General features: G+C 42.8%; 14 protein-coding genes. 6 read left to right on the forward strand and 8 right to left on the reverse strand.

The window, feature by feature from the left end:
• Positions 1–13 precede the first annotated feature (13 nt).
• The gene (locus FNH22_RS07715) at positions 14–709 is read left to right on the forward strand and encodes an aspartate/glutamate racemase family protein (RefSeq protein WP_143397779.1); all 696 of its coding nucleotides are present in this window, start codon (positions 14–16) and stop codon (positions 707–709) included.
• Positions 710–756: 47 nt separating this feature from the next.
• Here the strand turns inward: FNH22_RS07715 and FNH22_RS07720 are convergent, their stop codons facing one another.
• Positions 757–1,968: an FAD-binding oxidoreductase gene (locus FNH22_RS07720; RefSeq protein ID WP_143397780.1), complete on the reverse strand. Its 1,212-nt coding sequence runs from the start codon at positions 1,966–1,968 to the stop codon at positions 757–759.
• 307 nt (positions 1,969–2,275) lie between these two features.
• Here FNH22_RS07720 and FNH22_RS07725 point away from each other — a divergent pair, with 307 nt between their 5' ends.
• Positions 2,276–4,903 carry a hypothetical protein gene (locus FNH22_RS07725; RefSeq protein ID WP_143397781.1) on the forward strand — a complete coding sequence of 876 codons (2,628 nt, stop codon included), beginning with the start codon at positions 2,276–2,278 and terminating at the stop codon, positions 4,901–4,903.
• Positions 4,904–4,937: 34 nt separating this feature from the next.
• Here FNH22_RS07725 and FNH22_RS07730 read toward each other — a convergent pair whose 3' ends face one another.
• The 7 genes from FNH22_RS07730 to FNH22_RS07760 all read right to left on the reverse strand — a co-directional run bounded on the left by FNH22_RS07730 (position 4,938) and on the right by FNH22_RS07760 (position 14,894).
• Positions 4,938–5,534, reverse strand: a complete 597-nt coding sequence (locus FNH22_RS07730; RefSeq protein WP_143397782.1) for an RNA polymerase sigma factor — start codon at positions 5,532–5,534, stop codon at positions 4,938–4,940.
• Positions 5,535–5,636: 102 nt separating this feature from the next.
• On the reverse strand, positions 5,637–6,497 hold the full coding sequence (locus FNH22_RS07735) for an ROK family protein (protein ID WP_143397783.1): 861 nt from the start codon (positions 6,495–6,497) through the stop codon (positions 5,637–5,639).
• Positions 6,494–7,726, reverse strand: coding sequence for an MFS transporter (locus FNH22_RS07740; protein WP_143397784.1), 1,233 nt, complete (start codon positions 7,724–7,726; stop codon positions 6,494–6,496). Before FNH22_RS07740 ends, FNH22_RS07735 begins: the two co-directional genes overlap by 4 nt.
• A gap of 71 nt (positions 7,727–7,797) precedes the next feature.
• Positions 7,798–8,682, reverse strand: coding sequence for a PIG-L deacetylase family protein (locus FNH22_RS07745; protein WP_143397785.1), 885 nt, complete (start codon positions 8,680–8,682; stop codon positions 7,798–7,800).
• A gap of 75 nt (positions 8,683–8,757) precedes the next feature.
• Positions 8,758–10,179 (reverse strand): RagB/SusD family nutrient uptake outer membrane protein, encoded by a 1,422-nt coding sequence (locus tag FNH22_RS07750; protein ID WP_143397786.1) that lies wholly within the window; start codon positions 10,177–10,179, stop codon positions 8,758–8,760.
• A 17-nt stretch (positions 10,180–10,196) separates the two neighbouring features.
• Positions 10,197–13,805: a TonB-dependent receptor gene (locus FNH22_RS07755; RefSeq protein ID WP_143397787.1), complete on the reverse strand. Its 3,609-nt coding sequence runs from the start codon at positions 13,803–13,805 to the stop codon at positions 10,197–10,199.
• A gap of 36 nt (positions 13,806–13,841) precedes the next feature.
• Positions 13,842–14,894: a FecR family protein gene (locus FNH22_RS07760; protein ID WP_143397788.1), complete on the reverse strand. Its 1,053-nt coding sequence runs from the start codon at positions 14,892–14,894 to the stop codon at positions 13,842–13,844.
• Between the two features lie 302 nt (positions 14,895–15,196).
• On the opposite strand from FNH22_RS07760, the gene FNH22_RS07765 reads away from it, so the two are divergent.
• The 4 genes from FNH22_RS07765 (at position 15,197) to FNH22_RS07780 (ending at position 21,654) form a co-directional block, all read left to right on the forward strand.
• Positions 15,197–15,772 (forward strand): hypothetical protein, encoded by a 576-nt coding sequence (locus FNH22_RS07765; RefSeq protein ID WP_143397789.1) that lies wholly within the window; start codon positions 15,197–15,199, stop codon positions 15,770–15,772.
• Positions 15,773–16,507: 735 nt separating this feature from the next.
• Complete coding sequence (locus tag FNH22_RS07770) at positions 16,508–19,495, forward strand: SusC/RagA family TonB-linked outer membrane protein (RefSeq protein ID WP_143397790.1); 2,988 nt, start codon at positions 16,508–16,510, stop codon at positions 19,493–19,495.
• A gap of 11 nt (positions 19,496–19,506) precedes the next feature.
• A complete protein-coding gene (locus FNH22_RS07775) occupies positions 19,507–20,859 on the forward strand; it encodes a RagB/SusD family nutrient uptake outer membrane protein (RefSeq protein ID WP_143397791.1) in 1,353 nt (450 codons plus the stop codon).
• 411 nt (positions 20,860–21,270) lie between these two features.
• Positions 21,271–21,654, forward strand: a complete 384-nt coding sequence (locus FNH22_RS07780; protein WP_185154120.1) for a group 1 truncated hemoglobin — start codon at positions 21,271–21,273, stop codon at positions 21,652–21,654.
• The last annotated feature ends 47 nt before the right edge of the window (positions 21,655–21,701 follow it).

Genomic DNA, 21,701 nt, shown 5'->3' on the forward strand with positions numbered 1-21,701 from the left:
AAAGTAAAGTGTAATGAAAACAATAGGATTAATAGGAGGGATGAGCTGGGAATCATCCAAAGTATACTATAAGCTCATTAATGAAAGAGTGAAGGAATTGCTGGGAGGCACACATTCCTGCAAAAGCATTATGATCTCTGTCGATTTTAATGAAATAGAGCGTCTTACATTTGAAAACAAATGGGATGAAATAGGAGAGATGATGGCGGCTTGTGCCCAACAATTAGAGCAGGCAGGAGCAGATATTATACTTCTCTGCACGAATACAATACATATGGTGAGCGATGCGATCACTCAAAGCGTAACCATACCATTTTTACACATTGCTGAAGCTACAGGCCAGGAAATATCATCCCAAAAATTAAAAAAAGTAGCCTTACTGGGCACTAAATTTACAATGGAAAAAGACTTCTATACAGGGATCCTGAAGAAGAGATACGGTTTAGAAGTAGTGATACCCCGGGAAGAAGACCGGCAAATAGTGCATGACCTCATTTACAATGAATTAGTGCTGGGTAAGTTCACCACGGCGTCGAAGGAAAAATGTAAGCGTATCATTGGGCAATTGGTAATAGAGGGCGCTGAAGGGGTCATTTTAGGATGTACGGAGCTGCCGTTACTTATTCCATCGCAAGAATTGGACGTACCCTCTTTTGATACCAGTAAGATACATGCCTATAAAGGGGTGGAATGGGCATTGGACGGATAAGAATTAAAACGTCTCAAGCCTGACGTTCTGAAATTATTACAACGATATCAAAGTCTTCGGTCTGTAACACACCTGGCTTCCTCAGCTTGCAGGCTATCCGAGGTCAGGTGTCGCCACCTGAATCTTTTTGAGAATGGATGTGACTTGCCTTCAGCCATATCCGCAGTTAATTCTCCCAACAAAGGCGCCATTTTAAAAGCATGACCGCTTCCCCCGGTGCTTACTGAAAGGCCTTTTATGTCAGGATGATTGTCAATCCAAAAGTGTCCGTCCAGTGTGTCCGTGTACAGGCATAAACGTGTATTTACCAGTGGGGCATCCTTGAGTTCAGGGAATGCATATTGTAGCATAGTGCGCAAATCCCGGATATTTTCCTGGCCTACGTGCCTGTCATCTTTGTCAGGATGAATAACTGTACCGGCAGCATGTTTTGCAAATTTAATAATCCCATGCTTGGGTAGAAAGGGAAAACCATACCAGCCGGAATTAGAGATATCTACGGTGAAAACGGGGAACCTTGATGCGTTAAAATGCATTGGGTTTTCAGGTTTGACCCAAAAAACCGGATGCCCCGTTGATTTCATATAGGGTGACAATTCAGGAATGACATAAGGAGTGCTGGAACCTGCCGCTATGATGGCATGATCACAATAGAATGTGGTGCCTTCTTTTGTCTTGATGCCTTGTACCTTTCCACTGTTAATGACCATTTCTTTCAGGGTTTGGCCTTCACAAACAGAAACCCCCAAGGATCGGGCATAACGTTTTAATACCTCCACGGTAAGGCCTGATTCGGCGTATCCCGCGTCAGGGTTATAACAGGCATCCTCAAAGGCCAGTGAGTTGATACCCGGGAATTGCTTTTTCAGGTCCTCCCGATTTAGCCTTTGGGCACGATAACCATTTTGTATGAGATTGTCGTAGCTATGTTTTTCAAAATGTTGATGTTCACTGTTCAAGTGACTTTTACAGAGCATTAAAAACCCTACTTCATGGTACAGTTTTGTATTGAACAGATCATTCCAGTCTTTCCAGCGTTGTACGCATATCTCAGCCATTTTAAAATACGATGTATCGGAGCCGTATTCCATTCGAACTGCTTTTGTCACGTCCGTTGATGCCGCTAGATGATGTGGTATGGAATCCGGGTTAATAAGCGCTGCACGGTATTTTCGTTTCGCCAATTCAATAACTGCGGTGATGCCGAAAATACCACCTCCCACTACTAAGAAGTCAAACTTTTGAATGGTTTTTTGCATGTTGAGTTGCGGTTGGTTTATGAAGTAAAGACGATTTAACCACTTTTTTGTACTGACCCTTTAAGCCAGATCTAAATTAAGTGTTGAAAATTTATTATGACCTTTTATTTTTGATCATCCAATGGACTTTTTTATAAAAAAATGGGCTCCTGAGGTATAACCTACTTGCCTCACGCTCATATCTCTCTTCTTAATGATATTGTTTAATTAACGACATTACTTTTCAGTACACCAGCATATAAGCGACGTCTTATAATTGAATATGATCTCTAAAAGCTGGAAAAAGAGTAGAAAAAAGTACCGTTCAATGAAGAACCTTGCGTTATTATCAATAATTTCCTTAGTAATGATGACCATGCCTGTTATTGCCCAAAAACAGGTGTCAATCAGGATCAGCGCACATAGTAGTGAGGCTCCGATCACCATGGGTATTCCCTTTCCAAAAGGGGCTTTGTTTTCTCCGGATAAAGTAAGGTTATTGAATCATAAAGGTGTGGAGATCCCTTCTCAAATCACCGAAGTGAGCACCTGGGAACCTGTAGACAACAGTATAAAATGGATTTGGGTGTTTTTCTTTAGCGAGAAGTCCAATGAATATACATTGGAATATGGGCCTGATGTGATAAGAAAGCCGTATTCAGGGCCAAGAATAGAGATGACCAATAATCAAAGGCCCGGAGGGTTTGCAGAAATAAACACCGGAAAATTAAAATTTAAGATCAATAATGGGGATAATGGATTTATTAGCGAAGCCTACCTGGACATAGATAATGATGGTTTCGAAGAAAATGATCTCATAGCTTCTAACGATACACAGAGAGGGTCTTTTCTGGATATTCTGGATGATGCAGGAGTGGATAGGAGCAAAGCAATTATCACACGTACCATCAAAGAGAAGGGTTCCGGGCCACTTCATGCGATTATCAGGATTGAAGGAGAGTATCAGTATGGAAGAGAAGACAACAATCCTTCCCCTTTCGTTACACGTATCCATGCGTTTGCAGGCCGATCTTACATTAAAGTGCTACATACTATAACTTACACAGGCATACCGGATAAACACACCGTACAAAAGGGCGAACATAAGAATATCGCTACTCAAAACGAACATTTGATCGAAACGTACGACACCGAAGATCCGGGTTGGGTCCAACCCAATGATAGAATTGCTGCAGCAGGTCTTAACCTGACGTATCATCTGGATGTTAATAAAGATTTTATTGCAGGCTATGAGAATGGTGACTGGTGGAATAAAGAAAGTGCCGAGTTATATGAGGCAAATGTTTCTGCAGGGTTTAAGAACTTAAGCCTGGTACAATCAGGTCCCAATGCAAATTCACCTTCAACTGTCTTCTCCACGGCCCATGACCGTGTAGGTGATTTCGCGGCGCACATTACCTGTGATAAAACGAATGAGTTAAGTGCTTCAAAAGCAGAAGGTTGGATCGATTATTCGGATAGTAAGTGGGGAGTAGCCGCAGGTATAAGAAACTTTGTTGAGGAATATCCCAAAGGCTTTGATCTGAAGCAAAATGAAGCTAATGTCTATCTTTGGCCGCCTACGTCAGAACCTATGAGTTTTGCCAGAAACTCAGGTAAGCTTGACGGACAAATGCTGGATAACTTTGCCCAGGGATTAGCTAAAACTACAGAGGTCACGTACAACTTTCATGACAGCAAAAAAAGTACGGATCAACTACGCAAAGAGCTGGATTTCTTCTTAAACCCACCGGCTGCTCATGCGGACCCTCAATGGTACAGTGATAGTGACGTGTTTGGCAAATTTTCTCCCAGGAAGTCCGAACACAGTGAATATGAGAGGGGAATGGATTATAAATTTGATTGGATGCTTTTCAATCAAAACTGGCAGCCATGGTACGGTATGTTCGATTACGGAGATTTTCAGACCTACTATTATAAAAAACGGTGGTATATGTGGTCTAACAATGAACCGGCGCAAGACTTTATGTTCTGGATGCAATTCATGCGTACAGGCGATCAGCGATACTTTAAGGCGGCAGATGCTACGAGTAAACATACGATGGATGTAGATAATATTCATTGGCCTGCTTTTCCAAAATATAATGCAGCAAGCAATGATGCCGTGGATTATTGGGATTATCAGGGAAAGAAGAGCGGTACCCCTTACCTGGGCATCGGAAGGCGGCATGCAAGTCAGCATTGGATTGCATTATTAAGTGCCCATGTATGGATACAAGGATGGATTACCTCATATTATTTGAATGGATACCACAGAGGGTTAGAAGTAGCCAGGCAGACCGGAGATGCTTATATCCGGCGTATCTGGGGAGAACATGGTCTTACAGGCAGAAGACTTTATTTGTCCGTATGGAACCTTACTGAACTTTGGGACGCTACCAAAGAAGACCGCTATGGCCTGGAACTCAAATATCGTGTGGACCGGATGTTGGAGCTACAACAAGGGCCTGATCAATACAATAGTCTGGTCATGGACCGTTATGGATATTCCCAGGTATATGCTTCGCAAGGTCTGAGCCAGTATTATCGTATTACCGGGGATGAGAAGGTGAGGAGGGCTCTGGTCAAACATGCCAGAGCAATCCGCGATAATACGCCCTGGAACCACATGTATGAATCCTACCTTTCCACTATTCATAGTTTACTTATCGGTTATGAATATTCCAAAGAACCAGGGTTTTTGCGAGAAGCCATCAAAAGAGCTGAAATCCTAAAAACGGATAAGCTGCCCACCAGCATGGATAATTATGATACGCAACAGGACCTTGCGGATGCATTGAGCAAGGTAAGCCATTTACCGGACGACCCCAGAAATACCAGGTTTGGTGGTGAGGCCAATTGGAGCATCACTCAGGGGTTAAGAGTGTTTGGCTGGACCCATGCCTACAATGTTCCGGCTTTACTGTATTGGCTCAGGGAAGAGAAAGCCAAATAATAGACTTTTAGATGGTGAGAATATGTGACCGGGTTTATCCGATACAGAAAATCGTATAAGCAAGTGTTAATGTAACATAAAGCAAGTCTTTCTTCAGGACTTTGATAGCATCATAAACACAATTTCGGATGCTTTGGTAGTTGATTTCCAGTACTTCCCCTATTTCCTGGTAAGACAAGCCATTATAAAACTTCAGGTAAATGACCTCTTTCTGTCGATTGGTTAAAAGGGCCAGGGACCTCTTCAAACTCTCTTTTTGTTCTTTGTGGATCTCATCCCTTATCACCATATCTTCTACGGAGAGATTAAGGTCATTGAATTCTGTGTTTTCCGAAAGACGTTCTTTTGGCTTGTTTTTACGGGCTGCGTCCGTCAAAACCCTGCGAAGTGCTTTGAAAAGATAAGCCCTGGGAGCTTTAACATCTGCCAGGCTGGTACGATTTCTCCAAAGTTTTAAAAAAAGTTCCTGTATGGAATCTTCAAGTTCATTGGAATCGTTCAACCATCTCAATCCGTATCCGAAGAGTTGTGGGTAATACTCAGAGTATATGTCTTTGAATGCATTTTGATCACCATTTTTGAATTGACTCCATAAAACAGCTCCTTTTCTGTTATCTTCATTTATCCTCATCGCCCCCTAACCCCCTGTTTTACAGCTTAATTCCATATAGTAATATAATTATAAAGTAACAATTAATCAATAGTGTCTTAATATAAATAGCACCCTTGGAACTTAATGAAAAGACCTGAAATTATAACTCAGAGCTGCTGCACCCAGTACGCCCGGGTTTGACAATTCAGATACTTCAATCGTTAAATTTTGGATGGATTGACGATAGGGGAAACGAGCAAGCTCTTGCCAAAGACTTTCTTTGTACAAGTGATAAACTCCACCCAGTGATCCCCCAAGCACAATAAGTGAAGGATCATAAGCAAAAAGGATGGTTTCTATTGCGTGTCCCAAATGTCTTCCCAATTCCCCAAAAAGTGTTAAACTAACATTGTCTCCCTCCATGGCTTTCATGTAAACATCTTCCCCGGCGGTGTTATGGACATTTTTAAAAAATTGTCCGCTTGCATAATATTCAAAATGGTGGTCCAGATACTTGACCATACCGAATTCACCGGCCCCGCAATTCACACCTTCGTACAATTGCCCATTAATAATGATCCCTCCGGCCAAACCTGTTCCGATAATAAGCCCAATCATGTTATCATGAGTTTTACCAAGGCCAAAATGTCTTTCTGCCAGCGCCATACAATTAGCGTCATTGTTAACCAGCGTCCGGACCTTGTATCTTTCTTCCAGGATATCTTTCAGCGCGACCTCGTTCCATGATGGAATGTTCTGAACGTCATATACCACTCCGGTTTTTGTATCCACTACACTCGGGACACCAACACCGATACCTGCGACTGATGTGCCCTCCAATTCATCCACTGCATTGAAAATGCTTTCCAGTACTTCTTGCTTAGTACCTTCTGCATTGATTTTTCTGCTGGTCATCTTCAATAGCTGACCTTCTTCCACTATTCCGGCACGAACATTTGTTCCTCCCAGGTCTATCCCTATGGTCCGGTCTGCCTGTTTCAAGAATTTATGGTTTTATTCGTGATAAGAGGTTTGGCCCAAAAACCAATCGAAAGAATATAACCTAGCGAAAGGTATAGCGCCATAAGTCCCACTTTGAGACCGAAAGCATCGCCCAGGGCGCCCACTACAAGTGGCCAAATTGCTCCGCCCACTATACCGGTAACCAGGATACCGGATAAGGCCCCATGATGATTTTTGACCGAGTTCAAAGCCAGGGATAAGATGATCGACCACATCACTGACGCAAAAAAGCCTACCGCTGGAAAGGCAATCAGACTGATCTCACCACTACCTAATAAAGCGAATGTCAGGCTTACCATGGCAGAAAGGGTAAAAAAGATGAGTACTTTTTTACTGTCTATCAACTTTAACAAGAGGAGTCCCAATAAGGTGCCGATCGTCATGAAACCCCAAAAGCGGGATACGACGGTAGCTCCCACCGTTTGCGGGTCATAGCCATGATAGGTTTTAAGGAATTCTGAGATCCAGTTGTTTATTCCTTGTTCGGTACCTACGTAAAAGAAGATGCCCAAAAAGTACAGTAACACTTTACGGTCCTTTAAAAGCTGGAGATATGCCTGGTTAGAGCCTACTTTCTCATCGTCTTCTAATTCAACTTGGGGAAATTTGGAAAACCCGACAAAAACGATCATTATCAGAGAGACCAGTGCAAATATCCAGTACATGGAGATCCATGAGAGTCCTTCAGGTACCAATTGAGAAAGGACATAAATGGCTGGATTTTGTGCGTTGGCTTCTAACCCTAACACAATTTTTGAATAGACCAGCGGACTCAGAAATGAAGCCAGCCCGAAAAACAGCTGACCAAGGACAGAATAAAAGGCGAAGTGTTCTTCACCCCCTACGGTTCTCAAAAGCGGGTTGATAGCCACTTGAAGAATAGCCATTCCACAGCCAATTAAGAACAATGAAATGATGGCCACCAGGTAATTAGCATAAATGCCTAATATTAATGCTCCCAAACATGAAATGGAAAATGCCAGGACCATGATGCGCTTTTCACCAAATTTTTCTACCAGGATGCCGGAAGGAATGGACAGCACTCCGTAGGCCATGAAAAAAGCCATGGGTAAGATGGCTACCATGGTGAGACTCAGGTTAAAATCTTCAATGATCTCAGGAACCAGCGGTCCGATGATATTAGTCAAAAATGAGATTACAAAAAAGATGAACAGTATGAGTGCCAGGATGTAATAATTCTTTTTCATAAGCGTATGACTAACCTCGATGGCAGGAAATTAAGGAGTGATGAAAACGATAGGATACAGCCATTAAACCCTCATTTCTCTAACATTGGAAAATACGTCCTTATTTCGCTTTCCGTAGGTTGATAGCCATATTCTGCGATCTCAAACGCTTCAGCATTTTTTGCACTTTTGCCTTTTCCTTCTCCATACCATTTTATCAGACCGGCACGGTACTCCCTGGAAATACCACGACTTTTAACACGGTTTGCCAACCATTCGCGCCTGGCGGTTGCATCTTTTGGCACCTCATCCAGGTTTCCATTTACCCAGGGTAACCACTCGTACATTTGAGAAGTATGGGCATGAAGCGCATCTATTTTTTTTTCAATGGTTTTGTCAATGGCCACTACAATGTCCGGGCTAAAAGGGTTAGGCTTTTTGAAAGGATCTTGCATATATAGAAAAAGTGGATTTTTGCGCAGGGGAGGAGTGTCCGGAGTTACATTTGGAACCACAACCATGTAGGCGGCATCCTGAACAACTTTTCCTGCATTGCGGTGATCAGGATGATAGTCATTGGGCCTTAAGCCTAAAACAATATCGGCATCCCATTCCCGGATCTTGCGGATCACCTGGTGCCTCACCTGCAAGGTGGGTAACAGTTCACCATCATGATTGTCCAGGACATCGTATGCAATGCCAAGAGCCTTTCCTGCTTCCTGAGCCTCTGCACGTCTTCTGTTTCCCAGCGCTCCGCCACCTTCAGCCTGATGACCGGCATCTCCATTGGTAAGTGCCACAAACTTTACACGGTGGCCCATTTCTGCGAATAATGCGGCAGTTCCTCCAAACTTCGAGTCGCAATCGTCCGGATGGGCACCTATGGCAATGATATTAAGGGTTCGATTGCTTTGGGCTTCGGCAAGGAAAATAAGGGCAAAACTGCTTAGTATTAAAGTCAGGGATAGTTTTCTCATAGTTTTTATTTTATACTGGAAAATGGCCCGATCGAGGCCTGTAAGCCTGAATAAGATCGGGCCAGATTACTTTGATTAGTTCTGATCTAATTCTCCGTTCAGGTCTATTTCACGTTGTGGGATAAGAAAGAGTGACCTTGGCGTCTTGCCTATGGCAGTCATAACGGATTCCACTTTACCAAAACGTACCAGGTCCGCCCAGCGATGATTTTCGAAGGCCAGTTCCACTCTTCTTTCCTGGAGTAGTTTATCTTCGAAAGTCCCCGGAGTAGCGGCATCAATATCGCCTAAACCAGCCCGATCTCTCACCTGGTTGATCAGCGCGTAAGCCTCATCACTTTCTCCAATGGCTTCTGCCAGCATAAGCAGTACATCTGCATAACGGAATACTGTAAAATTGTTAGAAGCATCTCCTTCTTGAAATGGGTTTTCGATACCATATTTCGTGATGAACCTGACGTCGTTGGCAGAATTGGTGAGGAAGGTGGTGTCACCATTATTCACTTCAAAATAGATCGTATCCAGGGAAGCATAAGTGCGCTCATCTCCATCCTCGTAGGCTGCTAACATTTCACTGGTTGGCCTGTTCCTCCAAACACCCAGCGCACCATTGGTGGGAGTTTGCGGAGTAAAAGAGTTGGTAAATTGATTACCACCTCCAAATCCACCGCCTTGATATTCAACCTCAAAGATGGATTCAGTGTTATGTTCGTTACTTATTCCCCAAAGGTTACCGTAATCTTCTACCAATTGATACCCGTAATCGCTTATGATTCTTCTTAATACAGTTTCTGCCGGGCCATCATCTCCTAACATCAGGTGAACTTTAGCCAGTAGCGTAGCTGCCGAACCCTTTGTAGCTCTGCCGAGATCTAATCCACCTGTTTCACTGGGTAGATTTAACAGGTTCTCAGCGGAAGCCAGATCAATAGCGATCTGGTTAAAAACGGCCGTAGCATTGACCTGTCGGTGCCCTTGTCCTTCTTCAACTGATTGTGTCTCCGTTAAGATCAAAGGGATATTGCCAAATGAAATGGCCAGGTTATAGTAAAATAACGATCTTAGAAAAAGCGCTTCTCCGGTGAGTCGGTTCCGTAAACTTTCCTCCATCTCAACGCCATCAATCCGGTTAATTACTGCATTTGCCCGTGCTATTCCGAAATAGGAGTCTACCCAGGCCGCTTCTACGATATTACTGGTGGATATTTCTTCAAATTCCTCAATCACAGTAATCTCACGTGCCAGACCGGTAACATCTGTTCCCTGATCAGTATTATCAGATCGCATTTCCTGCATAATCCAATAGCTTCGGTTGTATGTTCCTTCAGCGCGTAGTGAATTATAAATACCATTTACCGCAACTTCAATGTCCGTGGCAGTCTGGTAAAAATTTTCGACATTTCGTTGAGATATGGGAGCCAGGTCCGTGAAATCTTCGGAACAGGCAAAGGTCAGAACGGATAAAACGAGTATATATAGATTTTTAAATTTTGCCATCATCGTGTTGTTTAAGATTAAAATGTAGCATTTACCCCAAATGAAAACACCCTGTTAAGCGGATAAGCGCCGTAATCCTCCCCTTGTACATTGGGGCTGGCGGCACTTTGATTGTTTACCTCCGGGTTATAACCTAAGTAATCGGTAGAAGTAAAAAGGTTCGTTCCGGATGCATATACTCTTAAATTCTTGAAGGTATTCTTCAGCATCTTAGTAGGGAAATTATAACCTATGGTAATATTTCTCAGTCGGATGTAAGAGGCATCTTCGACCTGGAAGGACGATGGGCGATTGTTATTTCCATGGAGACCGGTCTGTCGATCTGCTCTTGGGATTTCACCATTGCCGGGTTCGGAGGGTGAGCGCCACCGATTGGTCCATTCTGCGTAACTATTGAAATTAGCTTCACCATTGCCTAAATGCCGGCGTGTTAAATTAAGTACCTCTGAGCCTTCTACACCTTGTATTAACATGCTTAGATCGAACCCTTTATAACTGAAAGTATTGGTAATGCCCCAGGTAAAATCAGGTAGATAATTACCAATAACGGTACGGTCGTCCGGGTCAATGTCCCCGTCGCCGTCTACATCTTTAAATCTAAAGTCCCCGGGAGCTGCATTAGGCGCCTGAGTATCTGTAGGCGCATTATCTATTTCTGTCTGGTCCTGGTAAATACCATCTACCACATAGCCGAAGTAGCTTCCGATAGCATCTCCTATCCTGGTGATATGGCGGTTCCCGGCTCCACCCGAACTGAGGATAGGGTCACCACTTGGTCCCAGTTGCGTTACTTCATTATTTACAGTGGCAAAATTGATATCCGTATTCCAGTTAAATGCACCAATAATATTGCGTGTGGACAGGGATACTTCAAACCCATTGTTTTCGACCTCTCCAATATTCTGTATTGCTTCCGTGAATCCGAGAGCAGAAGGTATTTGAACATTTAACAGTAAATCGCTGGTGGTCGTTTGGTACCAGTCCAACACAGCGAACACCCTGTCTTCAAATAGACCTATTTCCAGTCCGATGTCAATTTGATTGTTTTTTTCCCATCTTAGATCCGAATTACTGATCGTTTGCGGAGCAATTCCGTTTACCTGAATATTTCCTCCTAGAACGTAATTTGTAGGCCCCAAAAGCCCTATGGAAGCATAATTAGGGATCAGGAAGTTTCCGGTTTGCCCCCAGCTACCTCTAAGTTTCAGGTCACTCAAAAAAGCTACGCCGGATATAAAAGCTTCCTCGGAAATACGCCAGCCTAATGACATCGAAGGAAATATTCCTGTACGGTTACCCTTACCAAACCTTGAGGATCGATCTGCCCGAATGGTAGCTGTGGCCAGGTACTTGTCTTTGAAGGAATAGTTAGCGCGTGCCAGAGAGGATACCAGTGACCACTCTTCTTTTATCGCTGAACCACCCGTTACCTGACCGCCATCAACGGTTACTACCTGATCATCAGGGAAATTTTCAGCAATGACCTGATTAAACTCAATACTTTCTTTTTGTGCTGTATAGCCGATCACTGCGTTGAGGTGGTGGTCGTCATTGAAGTCTTTGATGTAAGAAAGCGTTTGTTCGGTGAGCCAGTTAACACTTTGGGAAGCGCTAGATTGACCATAAGGTTCTCCTACAGTAGCATTTCGAAGTAAAAGACTATTGGCCCTGAAAAACGTTCGGTTGTAATTGTTGATGTCTATCCCTACAAATGATTTGAACTTCAATCCATCCGCTAATTCATACTCAGCCCAAAAATTACCGAAGGTCCTGTTTTGAGTAAGGTCATCGGTGATCGCGTTCATAATAGCCAAAGGGTTACTTGCGGTAGTCATACCGGCTCCTGAACCATCTTCGGCGAATAGATGACTTTGATTATCCGTTTGGTTGATACTTCCGTCAGGAAGAAAAGGTGAGACCGTAGGAGAATGAACAAGTGCGGAATATACGATCCCGGGAGGACGTGCAAAGTACGGTGACCCGGCCGGCAGTCTGTCAAAAGCAGTAAAGGAAGGGTTCAGGTTAACCCCAACATCTAACTTAGGTAAAACCTCTGCTTCAAGGTTCAGCCTGAAACTGTAGCGATCAAAACCAGATCCATCTATGATGCCGTTTTGGTCAAAATATCCTCCGGAGACATAATAGCTTACATTATCTGTACCTCCGGCCATAGAGATATTATAATTTTGTATGGTCGCATTGCTGAACACCTCGTCTTGCCAGTCCGTATCCGTACCGGTGGGATTAACAAAGTCATCCGGAATTCTGTATTCGGCCCTGGCAGGAAGCCCCTCTGCTATTGCTTTAGCATTACGCTCAGCATTGGTATCATTGATATCTGCTCCGGGAACGTCTTGTAAGTAAGAGTTATTCCTGGAATCCCTGACATAATCACCTAACTCTTGTGCGTTCATCAGATCAACCCGGTTTGCGACTGACTGGACCCCAACAAAAGCATCGAAATTGATTTCCGGTTTTCCTTCCCTTTTCCCCTGCTTGGTAGTAATGAGTATTACCCCATTCGAACCCCTGGACCCATAGATGGCAGCTGCAGAGGCGTCTTTCAATACCTCGATAGAGCTAATGTCGTTAGGGTTTAAAGTAGCCAAAGGATTAGAAGGTGGCGGACGAAAGGCAGCCCTTCTTCTGAATACATCTCCCTGAACCCCAATATCTACATTTTTAGATATGGGAAACCCATCTACTACGTATAAGGGCTCATTTCCAGCCGTTATAGACCCCAAACCTCTCACTCTTATAGTGGGACCTGCCCCAGGTTCACCACTGGTTTCGGTCACTTGTACGCCCGCTAACTGGCCTTGAATGGCATTTTCAAAACTGGTTACCGGTAGGTCTTTGATTTTTTTGGATGAGATAGAGGTAACGGAACCTGTGATGTCGCGCCTTTGTTGTGTTCCATAGCCTACCACTACCACTTCCTGTAATGCTTTGATATCAGGTGATAAAGAAACATCGATCACCGGGTTTGATCCCACTGTCACTTCCTCGGACGAAAAGCCAACAAAAGAAAAAATGAGTACCTGGCCTACGTCTGCATCCAGGTTATAATTTCCGTCAAAATCTGTGATAGTTCCGGTTGCTGTTCCTTTAATGATGATCGAGACACCTGGCAGGCTCTCCCCGTTACTTGCGTCGGTTACGCGTCCGGTAATTTTGGCGAGAGCGTATTTACGTTGTGTATCCACAGTCCGTATGGTAGCTAATTTCTCTATAGCAGGATTTTCAGGTGGGACATAACCGTTTTTTACCAATGCCTTAGGTTGCTCTTTGCTCATTTTGGTAATGACAAAAAACTTCTGACCGATTTTTTTGAACTTTAGTCCGGTGGAATTCAAGGTCTCTCCGAGACGTTTTTCAATAGAATTTGAAACATAACCTGATTTACGAACGGTAATGCCATCGACCAATTCGCTGTTATACATAATAGAGACATCAAAGGTGGTCTCCAGCTCCGAGAGGACGTCTTTTAAAACGCTCATTTCTTCACCTGTTCTTACCGGTTGGTAACTCACTTTTTCTGTAGAAACAATGAATTGAGAAAAAGCTGTAAACCAGCAAAAAAGGAAGAAAATAATGGTGCTGCTAATAGGTAGTAGTCTTCTCATAAAATCTGTTTTTTTTGGTTAATGGCTGCCCGAACGCTAATGTCGGGGTGTGATTTTCACATGATTTTTGGTCCAAATGATTTCCAGGTCAAAAGACTCAGCCAAACCTTCCATCAAAAGGTTTGTATTGTTACTAGGTACTGAACCGGATACTTCTTTTTGCAATAAAGCCGGATCGGAAACTTCAACTTCAAGGCCATAGTTATCCTCAAGCAATACTATGACCTCTTCCAGTGTGGTATTATCAAACATGAGCTGCTTGCATTTCCAGGAGCTGTAGACCTCAGGGTTTACGATTCTCTTGACATACATTTTTGAGGTGTCTTTGAATTCAACCAGGTCACCTGGCTTCATGATCAGTTGCTCCTCAATGCGCTCATTGTTAATGTTGAGTTTTATTTTTCCGGAATTCAGTACAACTCTGGTACGTTTTTTCCGGTCGTTAACATTGAATTCCGTTCCTATAACTTCAACATTCAGCCCATTGTTCGTATGTACAAAGAATTTTTTGTCATCCGGAGTATGTACAATAGAGAAAAAGGCCTCACCGCTTAACCAAACTTCCCGATGTTCTGATTCGTCCCATGCTTCAGCATAGGTCAACCTGGAGTTACTGTTGAGTGTAATCGTAGAATTATCCGGTAGGGTGATGCTTTTGGTTTCACCATAGCCGGTTTTATGCTCAACATCTTTCAGGTCATTGAAGCCTCTAAATACAAAAACAGCTATGATCATTATAGATATACAGGCCGCTATACTCCAGTATAAAGAATTATTCATGGGTTTTTGCTTTCCAATGACAGACTCCTCCGGTCGAATTTCATGGTTTTGATCAACCTCTGACGGCAATTTATTTTTCAGTTCTTCCCAGGAGTCTGAGGTCGATTTAGCGCTACCGGAATGATCAGTGAATTGAAGCGTGTTAAGAATTACTACAGCTTCTGTCAACTCATTTTCTTTTGTGGCCCGGTTTTTTGATATCCAATCTTCCCAAAAAGAAATATCTTCCTCCTTGCTTTTAAAAAACCAGTTCTGGAAAGATTCCAAAGAAGCTAAGTCTTCTGCGTTATAATCCCTATATTTTTCCATCTTACGTTCGTACTTCTTTATTTCTGATTGCGTTGGTTTTATCGTAATGTATTATAGTAGACGGGTAAGAATTTTTTTTGTACTGGTTTAATATGATTCATATCAACTTTTTTTATGATAATATTAATTTGGGTTTTGATGCTATAAGCAAGAATGATATATGAGAGGGTTCTGTCAGGGTGCTTTAGCCATGTGAATTTTGATGACATATTACCTGGAAATACCTACGTCCGGGTATTGAACAAACCGTATTAAAAGTCTATTTTAATAGTTCAAAATTCCCTCAATAAAACAATAAAGAAATGGATCGCATACGGCTTGAATTGAACTACCTTGATTTAGAAAGAAACAAAAAAAGATGGTCACTTTATATAGTACTGGCTACTGATAATCCCGAAAAACCAGGAGAGGTGGTCATAACCACATTACCTTCTGGTTTTATTAAAGTAAGAAAACCGGCAGAAAACCTGGTCCAATTTGAACCGGAAGGGGAAGGTACGGAAGGGCTTTTTGTGTTGGAACGGGATATGCCGTCAGATTTTTCAGTCAGAGCAAGACTTTGGCTGATGCATTCACGTAAGGGACAGCGTGATTTTGGTGAAAAACTTTCTGAGATAGGGTCATTTCTTGGTAATTCGGATGGATCGCAACTCATTGCTGCATTGGGTGCCAGTAATCCCTGGGTTTCTGTGGGTATCCAGGGGATAGGTGCCGTCGGGACTGCCCTTTCGAAGATAAAAGACAGACAGCTTGGGTTCCTTAACCTGGATGAACATTTCAATGCGAATGGGGAAGAGGATATGGAATTAGAGCGAAAAAACAGATTATCTACAGGGTTTGGTGAAGTAGGGTGGTCATGGGTGGTAGATAATGACTAAGGTCTTATCAAGATCATTACATGGCTGTATGAGGAATCGGTAAAAGTTCTTCAATAACATAGCCATAGACATATAGGTAAATTTATTCCCCCTTTATTGGGGGTAAATTTCTTGCTGCCTGCATTGAAAAAACCTCCGGATTATAACTTCGTAAGATTAGGTTCATTTGATTCATTTCCAACTACGGGATTAGAGGTGTAATTTTATTTCGATAAACCTCCTAAAACTACTTTCGATAGATCATAAGACAGTGATCATTTCATGTCTATTCTCCATATAGATATAACTTAACCAAGTTATTGTGTTTGATCTAATATTAGAGCGAGAGTTGCTGTCACAAATGCATGCATTCCTTTGAAGTGTTTTTGATTGGCCTCTTCTGATTTTTAATGGAGAGATTGAGTGCCCGACTTTAGTAAGGCCATTATTTTATGGATCAAGACGGATTTGCTAAAAACCTTTATGTGCTTTACTTCCTCCATGAATTACATTATTTATCGTACCCAAATTGGGTGATTATTTTAATTTATTGATACCACATTTTGAGTTTAACTATTGAATTTTACCTGTAATTAATTAAAAATAAGATAGATGTAGGATTGTTGAATCCCCTCATTCCCCCCCGATTTATCTGGATAAATAGTAATTGACCTTTGAGTAAGGTCTTTATTGGCTTCTGATGATTTTATGATTCAGTAAAGACTGAGAAGCTTTTTTTAACCTAACTCAAACAAGATGAAGAAGTTTTTACTATTCTATTTTATTTCAATTTACATCATCGGGGTCTCTGGCTTATGGGCCCAGGAAAAAACGGTAAGTGGCAAGGTTACCTCTGTCGATGATGGTTCACCGTTACCCGGTGTTAATGTGGTAGTACGGGGTACTACCAGTGGTACCGTGACAAACATTGACGGAGAGTATACCGTATCCGTTCCGGGTAACGCCCGGGTGATCGTCTTTTCTTTCATTGGCATGGCTACTGAGGAAATTGAGGTTAACTCACAAACCGTGATCAATGTCAGGATGTCACCGGATGTAGAACAACTGTCAGAAGTTGTTATCAGTGGTTTGGCATCAACGATCAAACGATCAAACCTTGCAAATTCTGTGGGTTTTGTTTCCGGCGAAGAGCTTATGGGCAGCACCACCCCTCAGACGGTGGATGCTGCTATTTACGGAAAATTTACAGGAGCGAACATCAAATCAAACGGAGGCGCCCCGGGAGGAGGTATCTCAGTACAGCTCAGAGGAGTGTCTACCATTTCAGGTAGTAATGAACCACTATGGATCGTAGATGGGGTGTATGTAAATAACTCACAGTTTGACAACGGAAGGGGTTCGGCTTCATTTAATGCCGCCGGTGGTTCGTTACAGAGTAACCCTACTAACAGAGTATCAGATCTTGACCCCTCTGATATAGAAACAATGGAAGTACTTAAGGGATCATCTGCAGCAGCTATCTATGGTGCAAGGGCTAATAATGGTGTGATCATCGTTACCACTAAGCGTGGTAAAGAAGGTAAGACCTCCATTAATTTCAAGCAGGACATTGGTTTCGCAGAAAGGTTGACCGATCTGGGCCAGTCAGGCTGGACAGATGAAAAGATTGATCTGATATACGGTGCAGGCAGTGACCGGGCCAACCTGGAAAGACAAAGGTTATCTGATGCACTTTCCGGTTCGGGACTGGTAGACTGGGAGGATGAGTTATTTGGTGAAAGAGGTAGGCTTACCAATACGAAGCTTAGTATTTCCGGTGGGACAAGCAAGACACAATTCTTTGTGTCCGGTGGGTTATTGGATGAAGAAGGTATTGTCCGTAATACGGGTTATCAGCGTAATTCAATACGGGCCAATGTAAACCATAAAGTGTCGAAGGCCATTGATGTAGCCATTTCTACCAACTACATTAATTCAAACAATCAGCGAGGCTGGACTTCCAATTCCAATAACGATGTTTCTCTGACCTACCAATATGCCTACACTCCTAATTATGCTAATTTTTTGAGACCCGATGAGTTCGGTAATTATCCCGATAGCCCTTATCGTGGAGAAAACCCTTTTGCTATAATTGATAAAGCCGTAAATGATGAATCGACCAATCGGTTTATTACTTCAGCATCTCTGAACGCTTTTTTACTGAAGAAGGACAATGTATCGGTGAAATTTGCATTTCAGGGAGGGGTAGATTATCTCAATACAGCTTCTTTTTTGTATCTGCCTGATGACCTTCAATCGCAACGGAGCAATGCCAACCCGGGTGCTGCAAGACATACCAAAAGTGTAAACTTTAATACTAACTGGCAGGCATTTCTATTGGCCGACTGGCAGCTGAATAAAACCGGGTTAACTACCCAGGTAGGCGTTACCAGGCTTACTACGGAAAGAGATATTAGCTGGGTTCAGGGAACCGGGTTGCCGGCAGGGGACAGAAACCCCAGGAATGGGAACAATCAAAGCTTTGACCAGACCTTTGTGAGTTGGCAAGATGTGGGTTTGGTGGCCCAGCAAGAGGCCAATTATGATGATAAGCTTATCGGTACCCTGGGGGTCAGGTTGGATAAATCAAATTTAAACGGTGACCCTGATAAGTTTTTTGCCTTTCCAAAAGCATCGGTAGCCTTGAACCTGCATGAATTTGACTTCTTTCCGTCGGGAATTATCAGCCAATTTAAATTGCGCAGTGCCTACGGAGAAACAGGAGGCGTTCCTGCTTTCGGAGACATATTTACAGCGCTTATCACAGAGAACTTTGACGGCTCATTAGGGGTTCGTGCATCCACACTTTTAGGTAATTCGGATATTGAGCCTGAGACAGCGGCTGAGCTTGAATTTGGTTTCGATGTAGGCCTGTTCAATAATCGGGTCAACCTTGAGGCCACTTACTACAATAAAGAAGTACGTGATCTGATAAGGCCTTTTGTGCTTGCCCGTTCCACTGGCGTGGTACAGGTAAAGGCCTTTCCAGTGGGTGATATGGAAAACAGAGGCCTTGAGTTAGCCCTGAATGCGAATCCGGTAAAAACCAATAGAGTAAGCTGGAATACGCGATTGCAATGGTGGACCAACGAAACAGAAGTGACCAAATCCGTTATACCTGTCACCAACATAGGACCTGCCTTTGGGAATTCTTTTGGAAGAAATCAATTCAGAGAAGGAGACTCGCCAACAAGATTTTATGGTCTTCCAAGAATAGAAGATGGACCTTTGGCCGGAGAGCTAAGTCCTCTGGAAGAGTCTCAGCCGGATTTTCAAATGAGTTGGCTCAATTCAATTACCTTCCTTAATAGTTTTGAGTTTTCTATGTTATGGCACTGGTCTGAAGGGAATTACAATAGCAACATTTTTTTATTGCTCATGGATGAAGGTGGGGTTTCCAATGATTTTGGTGAAGACTCTGACAATAATGGGACTATCAATAGTGCGGACAGGGAGTTTTCAAGAGACTTTATTGCAGATGCCTCTTACTTTAGGTTAAGGGAAGTGGGGCTGTACTATACAATGCCAAAACCCCTGGTGAATTCAATCCTCAATGGGAACCTGGAAAAAATACGTGTGGGTGTATCTGCGAATAACCTGCTGCTCATATCGGACTACACGGATCTTTACGGTTGGGACCCTGAGGTATCCACGTTCAGTAGCAGACCGGTAGGTGGTGCCATTGATCTGGGTAGCTTTCCCAGCAGCAGACGCATATTTTTTCACTTAGAAATAGGACTTTAAAACTGAAGAACATGAAACTGTTTAACATAATTATTACGATCATATTGAGTGTTTCACTTTTTTCCTGCGATGCCATTTTTGACGTTGATGAGTTGGCCGATCCCAATAATCCATCTTTGAACTCATTGGATAATGGCGCATCTCAGGCGCAGATCCAACAACTGGCAACAGGTGTAATGGATGGAATGAGAGATGGTTTGTTCGGATATTATCGCACCTCAGGAACATTTGGGAGAGAGGTTTATAACCTTCAGCTTACGGATAACCGGGCTTATGATGAATTGCTGGGCAGGATAGGAGATAAGACTATTGATAACGCCACCTTCCTGAATCAATACTGGGACGACTTTTCTGATATGAGGAAGAGAGCAGATGATTTCAAACGGATTGCTGAAATAAGCGCTTCCATTTCGGATGAAGAAAAAACGGTGATCAGTGGTTTTTGCAATACCATTATGGCATTTGCTATGTTACATAATCTTAATATGCAGGGAGAAAACGGAATAAGGATAGATGTAGCAGACCCTTTTAACCCGGGTCCCTTTGTTTCTTATACGGAAGCATTAGCAGAAATTAAGCGATTAAATGATTTAGGTGCGCAGGAGCTATCCGGAGGAAGTTCAGCTTTTCCGTTTACCCTTTCTTCAGGCTTTACAGGTTTTGATACCCCGGCTACATTCAGGACCTTTAACAGGGCCCTGGCAGCGAGAATAGCCGTATACCAGGAGGACTGGGATGGAGCCCTGGCGGCGCTGAATGAGTCATTTCTGGATCTGAACGGAGCTTTGAGCACCGGCCCCACGCATGTTTATGGTGCTGCTCCGGATATTCTAAACCCTTTTTATGATCCGCCACAATCTTCAGCGGCAAGCATAATCTTTGCACATGAGTCATTTGTACCTGACCTTGAGCCAGGAGATACCAGGATCAATAAAGTCAGACTTCGTGATGAACCAAGAGTATTAAGCCAACCCCCAATAACAGGAGATTACGAACTTGCAGTGTATGCAAGTGAATTGTCTCCTGTTTCCATTATTAGAAATGAAGAACTCATATTGCTCTTCTCAGAAGCTTCCATACAAGTTCAGGGAGATAATTCTACGAATGGGATAGAGGCCATTGATGTGATCAGGAATGCTTATGAATTGGCAGATTATTCCGGAGCTACTGACAGAAATTCATTGCTTAATGAAATGTTAAGGCAAAAACGATTCTCACTGTGGTTTGAAGGTCATCGATGGGTGGATATGAGAAGATACGGACGACTCGAAGAACTGCCACGGAATGACCCTGATGATGTTATTTTTGACAGAATGCCGCGAGAGTTTAGTGAAGTACAATGGGATTTGGCTAATGCAGGCTAATCCGTTTATGATTTAAGGCAAGGAAAGGCATCGTGTGGTGCCTTTCTTTATTTTAACCTGTTCTGAACTCACTTTGTCGATTATTCTTAATTCCCCAAAGAACCTCTGACCATAAGAGTTCTTATACAGTTTCTTTTTTTACTGCGGGTCAATTCATAATATGATATTGCTAAGGTGAACATTAGTACTCCCATGCACAAGTGATTGACATTACCTTATTACCGGACCCGGACCTGGGACACTCCCGAATAATTTTTTGTTTTATTTCTGCTTCCTCGACCCCATAAAGGCCTTTTTTATGGATGTAGATACTTTGTATACACCCCAAATGCCATATCGCATGAAGTTTTCCCCACTTTCGAAATTGATTAACAGGCGTATGCCTTAGTTCAAAACTTAACACGATTAACCATGGAAAAGCAAAACGATCAAATGACCTTATATGATCAGATCGGAGGAAAAGGCGCTGTTGATAAGGCAGTAGAAGTATTTTATGACAAAATACTGGCAGATGATCTGGTCAGCCATTTCTTCACCGATGTTGATATGAAGATACAAATAGAAAAACAAAAGTCCTTTTTGACTTATGCATTTGGAGGGCCGGTAAAATATAGTGGAAAAGACTTGAGAAATGCACATAGTCGTTTAGTATCTAAAGGGCTCGGTAATAAGCACTTTGATGCAGTAGCACAACATTTGCAAAGTACCCTGGTCGAATTAAAGGTCCCTTCAGACCTTATCGATGAAGTGATGAAACTGGTGGGCGGTACAAGGAGTGATGTGCTGAGCCGCTAAACTTCTTCAAAACACCTGATGAATAAATAAAATAGGCAAATAACCGT

It is taken from the genome of Fulvivirga sp. M361 (genome assembly GCF_007097395.1).
GTDB lineage: Bacteria > Bacteroidota > Bacteroidia > Cytophagales > Cyclobacteriaceae > Fulvivirga.